This window comes from Vibrio kagoshimensis (assembly GCF_050337535.1).
GTDB lineage: Bacteria > Pseudomonadota > Gammaproteobacteria > Enterobacterales > Vibrionaceae > Vibrio > Vibrio gallaecicus.
Genome location: NZ_JAKJSZ010000011.1, coordinates 108823 through 125586, shown reverse-complemented (window position 1 = coordinate 125586; position 16764 = coordinate 108823). Strand labels below are relative to the sequence as shown.

General features: G+C 40.5%; 13 protein-coding genes. 9 read left to right on the top strand and 4 right to left on the bottom strand.

Features of this window, described 5'->3' with window-relative positions; genetic code table 11:
- Positions 1–28: 28 nt before the first annotated feature.
- Positions 29–490: a methyltransferase family protein gene (locus tag L4C37_RS12295; protein ID WP_137372684.1), complete on the bottom strand. Its 462-nt coding sequence runs from the start codon at positions 488–490 to the stop codon at positions 29–31.
- A 112-nt stretch (positions 491–602) separates the two neighbouring features.
- Positions 603–3638 (bottom strand): D-2-hydroxyglutarate dehydrogenase YdiJ, encoded by a 3036-nt coding sequence (gene ydiJ, locus L4C37_RS12290; RefSeq protein WP_429768747.1) that lies wholly within the window; start codon positions 3636–3638, stop codon positions 603–605.
- Between the two features lie 226 nt (positions 3639–3864).
- On the opposite strand from ydiJ, the gene L4C37_RS12285 reads away from it, so the two are divergent.
- The 7 genes from L4C37_RS12285 (at position 3865) to L4C37_RS12255 (ending at position 9965) form a co-directional block, all read left to right on the top strand.
- Entirely contained in the window at positions 3865–4554 is a 690-nt protein-coding gene (locus L4C37_RS12285; protein ID WP_137372682.1) for a DUF3334 family protein, read from the top strand.
- 378 nt (positions 4555–4932) lie between these two features.
- Positions 4933–5622 carry a DUF2786 domain-containing protein gene (locus L4C37_RS12280; protein ID WP_137372681.1) on the top strand — a complete coding sequence of 230 codons (690 nt, stop codon included), beginning with the start codon at positions 4933–4935 and terminating at the stop codon, positions 5620–5622.
- Positions 5623–5748: 126 nt separating this feature from the next.
- Positions 5749–6417, top strand: a complete 669-nt coding sequence (locus L4C37_RS12275) for a YiaD family glycine zipper/OmpA-like lipoprotein (RefSeq protein WP_171736243.1) — start codon at positions 5749–5751, stop codon at positions 6415–6417.
- A 58-nt stretch (positions 6418–6475) separates the two neighbouring features.
- Positions 6476–7480 carry a tetratricopeptide repeat protein gene (locus tag L4C37_RS12270; protein ID WP_429768746.1) on the top strand — a complete coding sequence of 335 codons (1005 nt, stop codon included), beginning with the start codon at positions 6476–6478 and terminating at the stop codon, positions 7478–7480.
- A 168-nt stretch (positions 7481–7648) separates the two neighbouring features.
- Positions 7649–7837, top strand: a complete 189-nt coding sequence (locus L4C37_RS12265; RefSeq protein ID WP_137372678.1) for a hypothetical protein — start codon at positions 7649–7651, stop codon at positions 7835–7837.
- Positions 7838–8258: 421 nt separating this feature from the next.
- On the top strand, positions 8259–8663 hold the full coding sequence (locus L4C37_RS12260; protein WP_137372677.1) for a hypothetical protein: 405 nt from the start codon (positions 8259–8261) through the stop codon (positions 8661–8663).
- Between the two features lie 198 nt (positions 8664–8861).
- Positions 8862–9965 (top strand): phosphoribosylaminoimidazolesuccinocarboxamide synthase, encoded by a 1104-nt coding sequence (locus tag L4C37_RS12255; RefSeq protein WP_137372676.1) that lies wholly within the window; start codon positions 8862–8864, stop codon positions 9963–9965.
- A gap of 126 nt (positions 9966–10091) precedes the next feature.
- Here the strand turns inward: L4C37_RS12255 and L4C37_RS12250 are convergent, their stop codons facing one another.
- Entirely contained in the window at positions 10092–10469 is a 378-nt protein-coding gene (locus L4C37_RS12250; protein WP_137372675.1) for a transporter, read from the bottom strand.
- A 202-nt stretch (positions 10470–10671) separates the two neighbouring features.
- Positions 10672–13044: a helicase-related protein gene (locus L4C37_RS12245; protein ID WP_429768745.1), complete on the bottom strand. Its 2373-nt coding sequence runs from the start codon at positions 13042–13044 to the stop codon at positions 10672–10674.
- Positions 13045–13228: 184 nt separating this feature from the next.
- Between L4C37_RS12245 and L4C37_RS12240 the strand changes: the two genes are divergently transcribed.
- Together L4C37_RS12240 and sbcB are read left to right on the top strand one after the other, a co-directional pair.
- Positions 13229–14917, top strand: a complete 1689-nt coding sequence (locus tag L4C37_RS12240; RefSeq protein WP_273293440.1) for an NAD-dependent malic enzyme — start codon at positions 13229–13231, stop codon at positions 14915–14917.
- Positions 14918–15299: 382 nt separating this feature from the next.
- Entirely contained in the window at positions 15300–16724 is a 1425-nt protein-coding gene (sbcB, locus tag L4C37_RS12235; RefSeq protein WP_429768744.1) for an exodeoxyribonuclease I, read from the top strand.
- Positions 16725–16764 lie beyond the last annotated feature (40 nt).

Below are 16764 nucleotides of genomic sequence, written 5' to 3'. Positions count from 1 at the left end.
ATTATTATCAATTCACTGGTTAAACCTTCTAAATCCACCGTCTTACTTTCTGCTTATAATCAACATAGCTCGCCCCAAATAGTTGCTCTAACGTTTTTTCTTCAGGCTTTATTTGAAACTGATTCATGTATGTGACAAACAGAAAACTGAACGACATACTCACTAGATTTTGAAAATAATAACCAATACAAAACAAAAGAATATACAGCCCTAAGTACATTGGGTTGCGGGTGTATCCGTAAACACCTGAATCGACGATAGTAGAAGCCCCATCTGGTTTCGTTGGATTTACTGTCGTCTTATGCTTTCTAAACTCCCAGACACCAGACAGACCGATAACCGCACTAATAATAATCCCTACGAGCAATAAGCTAGTAGGGAGCGGTAGTTCTACACCACCGAATTCAACATATTGGCTAAATCCATATGAACATAACAAAATAAACAAGAATACAGCTACCGGGGGAATTTTTAATTCAAGAGTCTTCATCTAACATCCTTGCTTTGATGTGTTTAAAACTAACCCTCGAAACGCAAAGGCATATCAGGGCTAATCAATCGGTATAAAAAAGCCTAGCAAGGAGCTAGGCTTAATAAATATCTTAAATGAGTTTAGCAAGCACTTGCAACGGGTGTGCGAGCTTTTCACCTTCAAAACGTTTGACTTGGCTTCTGCAAGAATAGCCCGTAACTAGACAACGCTCTTTCGGTAAGTCTTCCAATCGAGGCTTCCAACTTAAACCGTAGATGTCTTTCGACATCTGAAATTTATCCACTTCATGACCGAAGGTACCTGCCATACCACAGCAACCAACAGGTACTGTATTTAGCGTTGCGCCGAAATGAGTAAATATGGCCCCCCACTCTTTTTCAGCGTTGGGCATTTTTGTCTTTTCAGTGCAGTGTGCAAATAAATACCAAGCTTCTGAGTCACTCGACTGAACGTCAAACTCCTCTAATCTTGGGTATAGCCACTCATGCACCGTTAATACATCAAATTCTCCTCGCTTATCACCAAGCACTTCCAAGTATTCATCTCGGTAACAAAGAACTAAAGCAGGGTCAACGCCCACCAAAGGTACCCCTAACTCGGCCACCATTGATAAAAAGTCAGCCGTACTTTTTGCATTCTTAGCAAATCGACTTAAGAAGCCTTTAATATGCTGAGCTTTTCCGTTTGGTTTAAATGGCAAAAGAACCGGTGTTTTACCTAATTTTTGTGCCAAGGTGACAAAATCATCGACCACTTCTGCATCGTAAAAGCTGGTAAATGGGTCTTGAACAATCAAAACATGCTGCTGTTTTTCATCTGAAGACAAACCAGCAAGGTATTGTAAATCGAACAGTTGAAGGTTTTTATTCGATACACGCTTAGATAAGGTCGGTACAGACATTAAGGGCGTATCTATATAACCAACCGTACTTGCAGTTAAGCTTGCTACCCACTTCTGTGAAATAACGGTATTCACCACTTTGGGTGCTTTCGCCATCAATGGAAGCATGGTTTCAATATTTGCTACAAGGTAGTCTTTTGCAGGACGTTGGTAACGAGAGTAATAAATATTCAAAAAGCGTGAGCGGAAACTTGGGACATCCACTTTAATAGGACACTGACTCGCACAAGCCTTACAAGCTAGGCAGCCATTCATGGCTTCATACACTTCGTGTGAAAAATCATACTCATGACGCTTATTTACGCTATTGCGGATTCGATCGATCATCGTTTTAACCGGTGTATCGTTCTTAAGAGCCTGCGCTTCTAAGTCGAGTATATCGATACCTTGTTCCGTTAATTGGCGTAGCCACTCTCTTACCAGCCCAGCTCGTCCTTTCGGAGAATGACGGCGATCAGCGGTCACCTTCATTGAAGGACACATTGGAGAGCTCGTATCATAGTTAAAGCACAAACCGTTGCCATTACATTCCATGGCTTGTTTAAAACTATCGCGTACTTTTACATCTATTTGTCTGTCGTAGTACCCACGCTTAGTATCAGTAACTTTTACCAATTCAGCATCACTATCAAGTGGTGTACAAATCTTACCTGGATTCATCTTATTATGAGGGTCGAATGCTGCTTTCACTCTTCTCAGTTCAGTAAACAGTTCATCACCAAAGAAGTCAGGACCATATTCTGAACGGAAGCCTTTTCCGTGCTCCCCCCACATTAAACCGCCATATTTCGCCACCAGCTTGACCACTTCATCAGAGATCTCATGCATTAGCGCTTCTTGCTTTGGATCGCAGAGATCTAAAGCGGGACGAACATGAAGTACACCTGCATCAACATGTCCAAACATGCCGTAATTAAGCGATTTATTGTCAAGTAGCTCTCGGAACTCAACAATAAAATCGGCAAGGTTCTCTGGTGGAACACAAGTATCTTCAGCAAAAGCCACAGGTTTAGCACTGCCTTTTGCAGCTCCTAGCAGACCCACAGCTTTCTTTCGCATGTTATAAATACGACCAATACTGGAGAGGTCACTGCATACCTGAAAACCAATGACACCGGCTTGTTCTGTCTCTAGCATAGTTTCAAGCTGCACAGTCAAAGCTTTAACTTGCGCTTCAACTTCCGCTTCATTTTGCCCCGCAAATTCAACCATGTTGATACCAAGCATTTCCTTATTAGGAACGTCGGTCAGCAAGTCACTTACGGTATGCCAAACAATATCTTGTTTTGCTAAATTTAAAACTCTTGAATCAACCGTTTCAACAGACAGTGCACTCGCTTCGACCATAAAGGGAGCGTTACGCAATGCTGAGTCAAACGAGTTGTATTTCACGTTCACCAAAGTTCTGGCTTTAGGAATGGGTGTTAAATTGAGTTTTGCTTCAGTAATAAAAGCAAGTGAGCCTTCAGCACCACACAGAACACGAGTTAGGTTGAAACTGTCGTCTTGTTCATCAATGGCATTTTTTAAATCATAACCCGTTAGAAAGCGGTTAAGTGGAGGGAATTTATTAAGGATTTCCGCTCGTTTTTCTCGGCAAACAGTTTCTGTTACAGCTAGAGCTTGGAAAGCAAATTCACCGTCACTTGGCAACCCATGCGATAGATCAGACTCTAAACACGACCCATCAGCAAAAACCGCTTGTAAAGACAATACATGATCGGATGTTTTGCCGTATTTCAACGAACCTTGACCTGAAGCATCTGTGTTAATCATCCCACCTAGCGTTGCACGATTACTGGTAGAAAGGTCTGGAGAGAAAAAATAACCGAATGGGCGAACAGCATCATTCAACTGGTCTTTAACAACCCCAGATTGAACACGAACCCAGCCTTCCTTTTCATTAATTTCAAGAACTTGATTCATATGACGAGACAAATCAACAACAACACCTTTTGTCAGTGATTGTCCATTCGTACCCGTCCCACCGCCACGCGGAGAAAAAGTAACTCTCTCATAAGTGGATTGTGAGCTAATCTTACCAATAAGCGTGACATCTTTAGTCGTTCGAGGATGAACAACTGCTTGAGGTAATTGTTGATAGACACTGTTATCAGTGGCAACCGCTAAGCGGCTAGAATATTGAGATTCGATATCGCCAGTAAAGCCAGCCGCTTTTAACTCCTGTAAAAAGCTTACAACTACTGGATCGACATCAATATTGAGTTGAAGTCTTGGTAACATTTGCTTCCTGCCCCCTACTTCGCTGATCCTATCAGCAATGGGTAATGAGTGGTTTTTAATATATTTATTTGAATTTCGTCACTTTACTACTAATAAGTTCATATAAAAAGGTGATCAAATAAGAATCTCAATGCAAGAATGAAAGAAATGGTCTCTTTCCTCTTATTTTATCAGGAAGTATACTGAATAACATTTCGTTAATACGAACCCTCAAGAGCATATAACAATGAAAAAAAACAAGACAGTCACAACAGAAGATATCCTACTTAAGCTTTGCCAATCGGTATCTGGCGTACTGACTTCAGCCACTGCTTCTCAAGTATCGTATTCAGCTATGGTTCAAAAGATTAACAAAACTAGCCTTAAGCCAGACTTTGGTTGCTTTGTATTATTTGATGGTGGTTTCTCTGGTTTGGTGGTGATCAATTTCACATCAAAAGCCGCATTAGAAATTTACACAAACTACATGCGTAACATGGGCATGCCAGAAGACGAACTTGCTGTACTTCACACCTCAGATGAAGTTGGCGACGTTTTAGGCGAGTTAATGAACCAACTTGTTGGCGATTTCACCAATAAAATTCGTAAAGAACTACAAACCAACATTACGCAAAACCAACCAAAGATGCTGGCTTTAAACAAGCAAGTAAATTTGTCTGTTGATACCAACCTAGATCGCCCTCAAGCGAGACGCGTAACATTCTCAACAGCAAACAACAATATCTTCTACCTTGAACTTGCAATGGATAAAACTGAGTTTATACAACTTGAAGAATTTGAAGTTGCTGAAGATGAATGTCCAGACAGCATTTTAGAAGCAACACAAAAACAAATGCAGGCTACAAATAAACAGGAACCAGCGGAAACAAGCAAGAATGATTCAGCTGCGGACCTGCTTGATGAGCTTGGTATTTAATTCCAAAGCTAAGCTTCTCATAAGTTCTTAGTTCTTAGTTCTTAGTTCTTTAGCATAAGCGCTTTATTAATTTACTATTCTACAAAACGCCATCCACAACATGTGATGGCGTTATATTTGCCCCCTGACTGAGGCTCTACTTTTTACTCAACCCCTTGTATTGTCAATCAAACTTCCTACCTAACACACAATATAATCACTTTTAAAATCATCAGCTAATCGATTTGTCCTGCACTTCAACATTTATACTTTCCATCCCTGATAAGTACAAATTTGTGTTTACTCTTTTCACCTCTCAATAGTTAGGGCTTTCTGTTATTAACGAAAACAGGTAAAATGTCGGACTTTTCTAAATTTGCGGAAATGAATAGTTAGTCGATGGATAAGAAAAAAGCTCTTAAAAAAATTGCTAAATGCCTTGAATTAGGTAATTCAGCGAACGTAAATGAAGCGGCCAATGCGATTAAAATGGCCCATAATTTAATGCTTAAATATGGTCTTGAGAAAGACGATATTGAATTCATCAAGATGGGAAAAACCCAGTCTAGCCATTTATTACCAGCAAATATCAGTTCGACAGTTTTGCGTGTTATCCGCGGCATCAATACCAAATTTGGTGTTGAAGCGGTTTTGCTCAATCATAAAGGATTAAAGCGTGTTGAGTTTATCGGTGAAGCAGACCGAGCTATTTTTGCCGCTTTTGCTTTTGATATTGTCTACCGTGAATTGAATGAACATACCGGTCAATTTAGAAATGGATTTGCAGGTTCTGGAACCAGCACCTTGGAAGTGACACGTCGTGTAAATTCGTTTGTTTCGGGTTGGGTTGAAGGCGCACTTGAAAAGCTACCCACTATCACTCCAGACGACGAGTCCAATAATAAAATCAATAACTATATTGATAAAGAATTTAAAAACATCGATCGTGAAACATTTAAACAGCAGTTACGTGAAGCAATGAAGAACTTAACAGCTGATTATGAGGTTGGATTAAAAAAAGGGCGTAAACTGTCTGTTAATCGTCCAGTTGCAGGGGCGCAAGCCGCTAAACGCATAAGTAAAGCTTAACCAAAACTTTACAATGTCTAGCCTCATTGTTATACAGAATAATATGTTAGCCATAAGCAATGATATTTTGACCATAAGAAAGGTTATTTATGGCTAGACACAGCATTATTATACGGAGATTAAAACTTGAAAAAAATCACTCTCGCACTTGCCCTTACCATCGCCTTGACTGGTTGTCAGGCTACTCAGCGTCAAAACGCAACAACTGGTGAATCTGAAACAAACTCAGCAACAACAGGGGCTCTAATTGGTGCTATTGCCGGCGCGGTTGCAGGCGCAGCTACCGGTGATGACTCTAAAGATCGCCGCAAACGCGCACTTATTGGTGCTGCTGCTGGTGGTGCTGTTGGTGGTGGTGTTGGTTATTACTTCGACCAGCAAGAACAAGCTTTACGTAATGAGTTATTAGATTCAGGCGTGCAAGTAGAACGTGTCGGTGAAAACCAATTATTGCTTCGCTTAGAAAATGGTATTGGCTTTGAGTCCGGCTCTTATGCTCTTGAGCCAAGCATTCACAAAACCCTTCGTGGTATTTCTCGTATTCTTGTTGAATACCCAGATACCAGCTTAGTCATTGACGGTCATACAGATAGCACTGGCAGCGAATCATCAAACCAAATTTTATCAGAGCGTCGCGCTGAATCAGTTCGTTCATTCTTCATCTCACAAGATGTTGCCCCTGGACGTGCCATTGCACGTGGTAATGGTGAACGTTACCCAATATGTGATAATAAAACTTCTCAAGGTCGTTCTTGTAACCGCCGCGTAGAAATTCAGATTCTTCCTCTGAAATAATCAAAAAGGCTCAGTATCATTACTGAGCCTTTTTATTAGAATTAGATAATTATTTATTATGTCAATAATAGTACGAATCATCACCGCTCTATTTTTTTTCTCCGCTTCTTTTACACAAGCAGACACGATTACTGGTTTGACTGAAAAAGCGCAACAGCAAGATCCCCAATCTCAATATTTGCTTGCTCAATCGTATGATCTTGGAGTTGATGTAGAAGCAAACGCTGACAATGCTTTTTACTGGTATTCTCAAGCTGCTGAAAATGGTCATATAAAAGCTCAGTTAAAACTGGCTAACTTTCTTGCGTCAGGAATAGGAACAGAGAAAAATCCACAAGCCGCTATTCGCTGGTATAGCCAACTTGCCAGTAGAGGTAACCCCACAGCACCACTAGAACTCGCAAAGATTTATGAGCACTACCCTTCCTCAACATTAAGTCCTCTTGATTTAGCTGAAGTATGGTATCAAGTTGCCACTTATTACGATGACAAGGCTCAAGACGGCTACAGCCGTGTATTAGAAGCGAAGTTTAACGCTAGGCGTGAGAAGCAGATATCAGAAATCGAACAGCTCAATAGTGCCTTTAGTGAAGAAGAATCATCAGATGAACTAATTGATCCAAATCGAGCACCAATTTCAGCCCCCTTGCTGGTCACCTCTGACTATTTATCAATATCTGCATTATTGATATTACTTTGTGGGTTAGCCATCACTGTCACAAAGGTCCGCGCTAAACGCTCACACAAAGAAAATGAACAAAATCAGGCATTAGAAGCTCAGATCAAATCCAAAAACTTCACTATTAAACAACAGAAGCGCCAATTAGAAGCAATGTTCCGGGAAGTCAAAAAATATCAAGCTTCTAAAGATGTCCAAAAACTAAAGATTGCTTGCGCACTATTTGGCTATAGCGCGAATTCTATTCCACCTCCTAAGTCGATAAAAATTAGATATAAGCAATTATCAAAAATTTACCACCCAGATCTGCATGGAAGTGATGATGAGATGAAACGATTGAATGCGTCTTTAAAAACCATATTACAAAATGTTACCAAAAAGTGAATTTAAGATAGGGTAAATTACTCAATTTCTCCTTTACTCTTATTTTTATTAGCCTAGCAAACGATATCGCTCTCAAAAACGAGTAACAAAGAATTAACTTTTAATGTCTAGTTGTGTCATAATCTGCCGCGAAAATACACCTGACATATACAGGTGAGGAGATTTGATATGTTCACAATTGAAGGCATTTGTGATTGGTGTAAGCAGCCAAGCCTAGTAATGAAGCATGATTATCTTGATGGAAAACACCATCACTCATGCGAAAAATGTAATGACTTAGCAACAATGGACGTTCGCCAATTCAATATCGGCGAATTAGAGATGAGATCGAAACTTTCTCAAGTGAATCTAAGATAAGTCATCGAAACAAGCATTAGTACCATAAGACATAAAAAAGCGCCTTGAGCGCTTTTTTGTGTTTTGGCTCAGAATTAAGTGCTGTACTCGCCAGCTCAACACAAACTATAAATTTCAAGCATAACCACTATCTCCCAAAAAAATCTAGATAGCTTTTCTCAAACTACTGTACAGCCTCCAAAAGTACTGTATAGCAAGCGAACTACTGTATAGATTTAAATCTGCAGTATGCCTTCTATCACATTTCACCTTAATCATACCTTTCCGATTAATAATAAATATCCATTAAAAATCAAACATTTAATTCGATAACCCACTAACCATCATAAAATAGCGATTATTTTAACAGCAAAAACTGCTTGATCTTATACACAACAAAAACTACTGTATACACATACAGCATGTATATAAGGACAGCAAAATGATTCAAGCACACGTTAAGACTCAAAACCCTAGCCAGCTATTTCACTGCTCATTAACTTCTTCAATTCGATCTTCGCATAAAAGCAATCACTCGCTTTTCTCAAGAATCGCTTTGCTGTCTAATCAACAACAATGGCTTCTTTTTACCGCTGAGACACCACGCCCTGAGGCTTCGCAGTTAAGAAAGCACAACGTCTGCTGTGAACGAGTCATTCATATGAAGCCATCTCAAGTATGCTCTGAAGCGGAAATAGTCAAAAGAGCCATCCTTTCAAGAAATGCGAGTGCTATTGTGGCAAGTAATAACATCAGCCAATTTGAACAAGCCCAATTAGTAAAATTAGCGACTCAGTACCAATGTGAAGTGTTTTTCGTTTCATCTGAACAAGACCGTATCCACTAAATTTATTCAACTTTTAGAACCTGCCTTTTTAGCCTCTATTCGCGCATATCGCGGATAGAGTTTTTTTATTATAAAAAAACAATAGCAAACGTTTGCTTTTCATGTGGCAGCAAAAATTAGTTTGGGTATAATGCCCGTCTAATCTCGTGCGTACTCGCACTCTCTGTATGACGTTTGATAAAAGATAGGAATGTCTAAATGAGCCTCGCTGATCAAGTTCTTGCCGTAAATGATGATCTACCAATTCGTACTAACAAACCTGTCCATAGTGGCAAAGTTCGTTCTGTTTATTGGTTAACCGAAGAAGATAGCCAAAGACTAATCCAAGAAAAAGGTTATGACGTAGCACCTGATGCACCCTTAGCTATCATGGTAATTAGTGATCGTATTTCGGCTTTCGATTGTATATGGCGAGGTGAAGGGAATTTAAAAGGAGTCCCTGGGAAAGGTGCAGCACTGAATGCCATTTCGAATCATTGGTTTAAATTATTCCAAGATAATGGTTTAGCTGATAGCCACATTCTCGATATTCCTCACCCGTTCGTGTGGATAGTTCAAAAAGCTCGTCCAGTCATGATTGAAGCGATTTGCCGTCAATACATCACAGGTTCAATGTGGCGAGCTTATGCTAATGGCGAACGAGAGTTCTGTGGCATTGGAATGCCAGAGGGCTTAGAGAAAGATAAGAAGCTACCAGAACTACTTATCACTCCATCAACTAAAGGTATTCTCAAAGGTATTCCAGGTGTTCCTGAAGCCGATGACGTTAATATCACCCGTCAAAACATTGAAGATAACTATCAAGCATTCAACTTCACTAAGGCAAGTGACATTTCGCATTACGAAAAACTGCTGAAGGAAGGGTTTACTGTTATCAGCCAAGCACTGGAAAATGTTGAACAAACATTTGTTGATACAAAGTTTGAATTTGGCTATGTCAATGATGCTAAAGGCAATGAGAAGCTGATTTACATGGATGAAGTGGGTACACCTGACTCATCTCGTATTTGGGATACTTCAGAATATAATAACGGTAAGATTGTTGAAAACTCTAAAGAAGGGTTCCGTCAGTTCCTACTAAACTACTTCCCTGATCCAGATATTCTTCTCAATAAAGAGCGCATGCCAGAACGTGAAGCATTAGCTCAGAACAATGAATTACCGCTTGATGCTTTAATGTCTGTATCTCGAACTTATACTGATATTGCAGAAAAAATCACTGGTAATAAGATCGTTCTTAGCGAAAATCCGAAGCAAGAGATTGTGGATATTCTGCGTTCGCAATACGATTTGATTGACTAAGCACCATATGACTAAGTGCTAGAAAGAAAGAAACAAATAAAAAAGGACCTCATTTATGAGGTCCTTTCAGTATTCAATTAGGCTATCTTCAAGTATTGATAAGCGAAGTCTTTATAAGGACAATACTTATAAGCGAATCGTAAACTCTTCTAATGATTTATTAGCAATGACAAGGTGACTTTTCGATTCAATATACTCAATCTGCTCATCTTCTAGCGAGTAAGGCATCACTACTTTAAGTTCGTTTATCCCTTCCAGCTTCGCCAATTTAAGTAAAGTCACAATATTAGACTCATCACTTTTACGAGATGACATAGACTTTAAAGCCATTTGCCAAAGTCTGTCCTCTGGCGTCGACAATTCTTTAATGCTATCTCGCCAAACGGTACTAAACACCGGCGCAATCGTGGTCAGTGCTTCTAAAAACGTCCATTTTTTATTACAAGAGGCTCCAAGAAAAGTAGTGTAATCAAATTCAACACACGTCTCTTTTTGTTTGTCCATATCGTCCCCCGACACATTGGCAACACAATATACTTAATATCTACGAACTCTTTCCATATAGCAATAGGATATAAGAGAATGGTCTTTTATGCCCTTTAATTTGATAGAAAAGACATATAAAAAGCAAGGCTGTAACAAACTGTGTACGGAATAATCATATCTAACATTATTTGTTTAATATTTCACAGCAAAAACTAAACGACTATTTGATATCAACTATTTTACTCGCTTTCTTATACTGAATTCTCCACCCTTTCCACGTTGGTAATTCCCACCGCTTAGGAATCGTTTTCCTTATACCACTTTTATGAATAACATAAACCAGCTTTTTACTTACTAAGTATTCTACCGAGAGTTGAAGATCACCCAAGCATAAATCGAAAGGATACTTTTGAGTGAAATCTTCATATTCCCAATAAGGAATGCCATCGAACAAAATATCTTCTTTTGAAAATAAACTTAAGTCTTCAGGGGACTCAACCCCTAATAAATTGAGTTGTTCGACTAACCAATTATCAAATGTTAAGCCTTGTACCTCGTCAGTATTTTTAACTGCTTCATTCCAACCTAAAGCCACATAAAGTTGCCAATATTTGATTTCTTGCTTTCTCAGCTTTGCCAAACCAGGCAGGAGCAGATCTTGGTTCACCAACTCAATGATCGGCTTAAATGAAAGCTCGCCTTCCGCTTCAAGTAATCTCGTCGCGATTATTTTTCCGGCATACATAAGCGACATTTCTGTATGTACTGTATTGCTTTCTACAATAGTACCTCCCTGATGCCACTGACCTATTTCAGCTTCACTAAGTAATGAAAGTGGTAGCGGAGCGGTGACAGTAGCGAGCGTGAGGGTTTGTTTAACTCCTCGCCCCGGTAAGCTATGTGTATCAAAGACAAGTATCGCTTCTGAAGCATTTGGTAATCGGCTTTGGCGACCAAGTAAGACTTCCAATAGTTCATTTGAGAAAGCTTCTTTTCTTTTAGCTCTTCGAACAAACACTAGCTCAGGATGTAATTCCATAATCTCTTTTAATAGTGGCTGACGCTGGTATCTAGAGGCAGCTTCAAGCTGAGGTAATTCAAAAACCTCACGCATCTGCTTTGCTAAGCCTTTTGCTTCATTTAACGCATTGGTATCTATTTGGATATGTGGGTACGTACCTCCACGAATTAAACCAATCAATAGACTCATATCGCAGCCGTTTTTCTCTACCAAAGCCAATTCTTGCAATGCTTCACTATTTGAAGGTAACTGATACAAATTTGCCGGAACAGATAACGCAGCGGTTAAGTCTATCATGGCTTCTTTTAGTGACTTCTCACTGATTCGAGTAACAATATCGGCATACAGCGCATCAATGGGTAGCGGTGCAATTTTTAAACCATGCTCAGTTATCTTTCCTTCATGATCTACCGCCTCCATCAGCAACAATGCCTGCTTGGCTTGTTCTACTGAACGTTCAGGTAAGGGGTTTAGGAAGTTCAACTTTTGTAACGGATTACCACAAGCTGCAGCAGTAAGCATGGGTTCTATCAGTTCTTCACGCTGAAGCTCTGGTGGAGTCATTAATTCCAGAGCGGCATGTTCACCATACAGACGAATACATAAACCATTCATCATACGTCCCGCTCGCCCCGCTCTCTGTTTTGCACTCGCTTTAGAAATGGCTTTAAGGCTCAGCGCTGTGCGTCCATTCCTTTGTACGGTTCTTCTTTCTAGACCTGAATCAATCACTACCCCGACATTCGGAATCGTTAGGGATGTTTCCGCGACATTAGTGGCTAAAATAATCTTTCTTTTCTCATTCACGGTAAGCGCCGTGTTCTTTTCTTCATCACTGACGGAAGCATGCAGCTTCACAATAAGCAAATCGTAGAGTTGTCGATCGTTGAGTTTCTCCAGCATCTGAGCACACTGGGTGATTTCTTTCCTTCCTGGCAGAAAGACTAAAATATCCCCAGTGGTATGCTCTATTTGTCTTTCAACCTCAGCTTGTACATTTTGCTCAATCGAACGTATGTCTGGTAAATGTCGCGAGTCTCTTGCTCTATATTGGTATGACACCTCAAATACACGACCGGCACATCGTATTCGTTGCCCATCAATATAGGCGGCAAGCTTTTCACCTTCTATTGTCGCTGAAGTGACAATCAATCGATGGCTTTTATTCTCTTTTAATAACGCCACCAGCAAATCGATATCCCATCGACGTTCATGAAACTCATCCACCATCACTATGTCAAAGTGCTTTAATCCATCGTCAGCAAGCCAGCGTAATGCCACACCAGGCGTCACGAATACCACTTCAGTATCTGGTGAAAATTGAGCCTCTAATTTAATAGCGAAACCAATTTTTTCACCTAAAGTGCAACCTGATTGCTCAGCAAGATAAGTAGCAAGTGAAGTACAAGCAATTCGCCTGGGTTCAACAACAAGAACCCGACCGTGTTCTGCAGCCCATATAGGCAAACGAGTGGATTTGCCTGAACCCGTCTCAGCCTCTACCACCAAGTGATTATTTTGTATTAACCGAGTGAAAGTGGACTTGTGTTCATCAATAGGTAATTCAGACATAAATGGAATGCGAAGCTTGAAAAATGTGAGCAGAGTATACCGAATTCTCTTAATGAATTTCGATAAGTGTGGCGAGTGAACGAGAATGCCATTTTCTCATGTTGAAATACGTAGAAGTTGTTTACAATTGAATAACTAAACCGTTATCATTTTTCGGTTTTCTTTCTCCCACATTAGGCACCCAATGAACAACGATAAACGCCCTCTTTATATTCCTTATGCAGGTCCTGCTTTATTAAGTACTCCACTTCTTAACAAAGGCAGTGCATTCTCGGCAGAAGAACGCAGCTCTTTTAACCTTGAAGGTTTGTTACCAGAAACAACCGAGACAATTCAAGAGCAAGTTGAACGTGCATATAAGCAATATCTCAGCTTTGAAAATGATATGGATAAACATATCTACTTAAGAAACATCCAAGATACGAATGAAACACTTTTTTATCGTTTAGTTCAAAATCACATTTCTGAAATGATGCCTATCATTTACACGCCAACCGTTGGCGCAGCCTGTGAAAACTTTTCTAACATCTACCGTCGTGGTCGTGGTTTGTTTATTTCATACCCAAACCGTGAGCGTATCGATGACCTTCTTAACAATGCAACGAACCATAATGTAAAAGTTATTGTGGTCACGGATGGCGAACGTATTCTTGGTTTGGGAGACCAAGGCATTGGCGGAATGGGGATTCCAATTGGTAAGTTAGCTTTGTATACGGCTTGTGGCGGTATTAGCCCAGCCTACATGCTACCAATTGTGTTAGATGTAGGTACAAACAACCCTCAGCGTCTTGCTGACCCAATGTACATGGGCTGGCGTCACCCTCGTATCACAGGTGCTGATTACGATGCGTTCGTTGAAGAATTTATTCAAGCCGTGCAACGTCGCTGGCCAGATGCATTAGTTCAGTTCGAAGATTTCGCACAAAAGAATGCAATGCCACTGCTTGAGCGTTACAAAGATCGCATCTGTTGTTTCAACGATGATATTCAAGGTACAGCAGCTGTTACTGTGGGTTCTTTACTTGCTGCGTGTAAAGCCGCGGGCAGTCAACTTTCTGATCAACGCGTGACTTTCTTAGGTGCAGGTTCAGCAGGTTGTGGTATTGCTGAAGCTATCATTGCTCAAATGGTATCTGAAGGTATCAGTGACCAACAAGCACGCTCTCAAGTTTATATGGTTGACCGTTGGGGCTTACTACAAGAAGGCATGCAAAACCTGCTTGATTTCCAACAGCGTCTTGTACAAAGCAATGCCAATACTAAAGATTGGGAAAGTGAAGGTACCGGCTTCTCACTGCTTGATGTTATGCGCCATGCTAAACCAACCGTTTTAGTGGGTGTTTCTGGTGCGCCAGGCTTATTCAGCAAAGAAGTCATTCAAGAGATGCATAAGCATTGCGAGCGCCCTATCGTGTTCCCTCTATCTAACCCAACGAGCCGTGTTGAAGCAACACCAAACGACATCATCCGTTGGACTGGTGGACAAGCATTAGTAGCAACAGGTAGCCCATTTGAACCAGTTGTCCATAATGGTACGACTTACCCTATTGCGCAGTGTAATAACAGCTACATCTTCCCTGGTATTGGTTTAGGTGTGCTAGCAGTAAACGCATCTCGAATCACTGATGAAATGCTGATGGAATCAAGTCGTGCGTTAGCAACATGCTCACCACTTGCAATTAACGGTAGTGGTGCGCTTCTTCCACCATTAGAAGAAATTCACCTTGTTTCGAAGAAAATTGCATTTGCTGTAGGCAAAAAAGCAATTGAGCAAGGCGTTGCTTTAGAGATTACCGATGAAGCGTTACAACAAGCGATTGATCAGCACTTCTGGCAACCAGTTTACCGCCGTTACAAGCGAACTGCGTTTTAATCTAACAGATTGATTACTAAGCTCATTTAAGTGAGCACTAATCAAACAGATAACAGTGCTCGACTATAGTTATTACTTATTATTGATAGTAATTAATATTGTTAGTGCTTCAATATCACAGCCCAATCATTACTTACTCTTTGTAAACGAATGATTGGGCTTTTTAATACCCCAAATAGAGTCCTATTTTTTGCTAACTTTCTTTGACTCGCATACCTGAACGCTTTTTAAATAACCATAAATCACAGAAGCGGGCTCGAAGACGGGCATTTTTCTTAAATTTATTAAGAATCACCCTTGCACCGCTGCCGCATACTATCAGATACTTAGCAAAACTAACCTTCAGTCACAGTAAATCCACATTTACTGTTCAGGACACTCAATGAGCTCAGATAACCAGCCGACATACTTCTTTTTCGATTATGAAACTTGGGGAACTAGCCCAGCTAAAGATCGCCCAAGCCAATTTGCTGGTGTACGTACCGACCAAGATTTCAATATCATCGGTGAGCCATTGGTGATTTATTGTCAGCCACCTTCTGATTATCTCCCTGCTCCTGAAGCGGCGTTAATCACAAGAATTACTCCGCAAAAAGCTGCTACGCAAGGTCTTCCTGAGCCTGAGTTCATCGAACAAATACACGCAGAGCTCGCCAAGCCTAATACCACTAGCCTTGGCTATAACAGTATTCGGTTTGATGATGAAGTAACTCGCTATACTTGTTACCGAAACTTTATCGACCCTTACGCGTGGAGCTGGCAGAACGGAAATTCTCGTTGGGATTTACTTGATGTTATGCGTGCTGTCCATGCACTTCGACCGGATGGTATTGTGTGGCCAGAAAATGAAGAAGGTTACCCAAGTTTTAAACTTGAGCATCTCTCTAAAGCTAATGGCATTGAACATGAAAATGCTCACGATGCCATGGCTGACGTAATCGCAACTATTGAGCTCGCTAAAAAGTTAAAAACGGCTCAACCTAAGATGTACGATTACTTATACAACATGCGACACAAGCGCAAAGTAAATGAGCTGATTGATATTGTAAACATGACGCCATTAATGCACGTTTCGGGCATGTTTGGCCGTGATTGTAACTACACTAGCTGGGTCGTACCTGTTGCTTGGCATCCGGTGAACAAGAATGCTGTTATTGTGGTTGATCTTGCAAAAGATCCATCTCCACTGCTTGAACTGGATTCCGATGCTTTGCGTGAAAGGCTTTACACGAAACGCAGTGAATTATCAGAAGATGAACTGCCAGTTCCAATCAAGTTGGTTCACTTAAACAAATGCCCAGTGATTGCCCCTGCTAAAACTTTGACGGCTAATAATGCCGAAACAATCGGCATTGACAGACAACAATGCTTAAAAAATCTATCCATTATTAAAGACAACCCAGAAATAAGAGAGAAGCTGATAGGCTTGTATACAGTCGACAGGGACTATGAGAAAAGTGACGATGTCGATACTCACTTATACGACGGTTTCTTTTCTCCTGCAGACAAGGCTGCCATGGATATCATTCGTGAAACCGATCCAAACAATCTCGCGGCACTTGATATCAGCTTCAATGATGCTCGCATTGAACCTCTGCTATTTCGTTACCGTGCAAGGCACTTCCCATTAACTCTCAATGAGAATGAGCAACAACGCTGGGCTAACCACTGTCGTGATTTTTATGAAACACGAATTGAGGAGTACATGCTAAATCTTGAAAATCTAGCTCATGAACATGAGAGTGATGAGAAGAAAATGGCGATTCTCAAATCTGTTTACCAATATGTTGAAAAGCTTGTTAGCTAGCACTCTAACCATTCCAAACCACAAAGGCTCTATCCACATT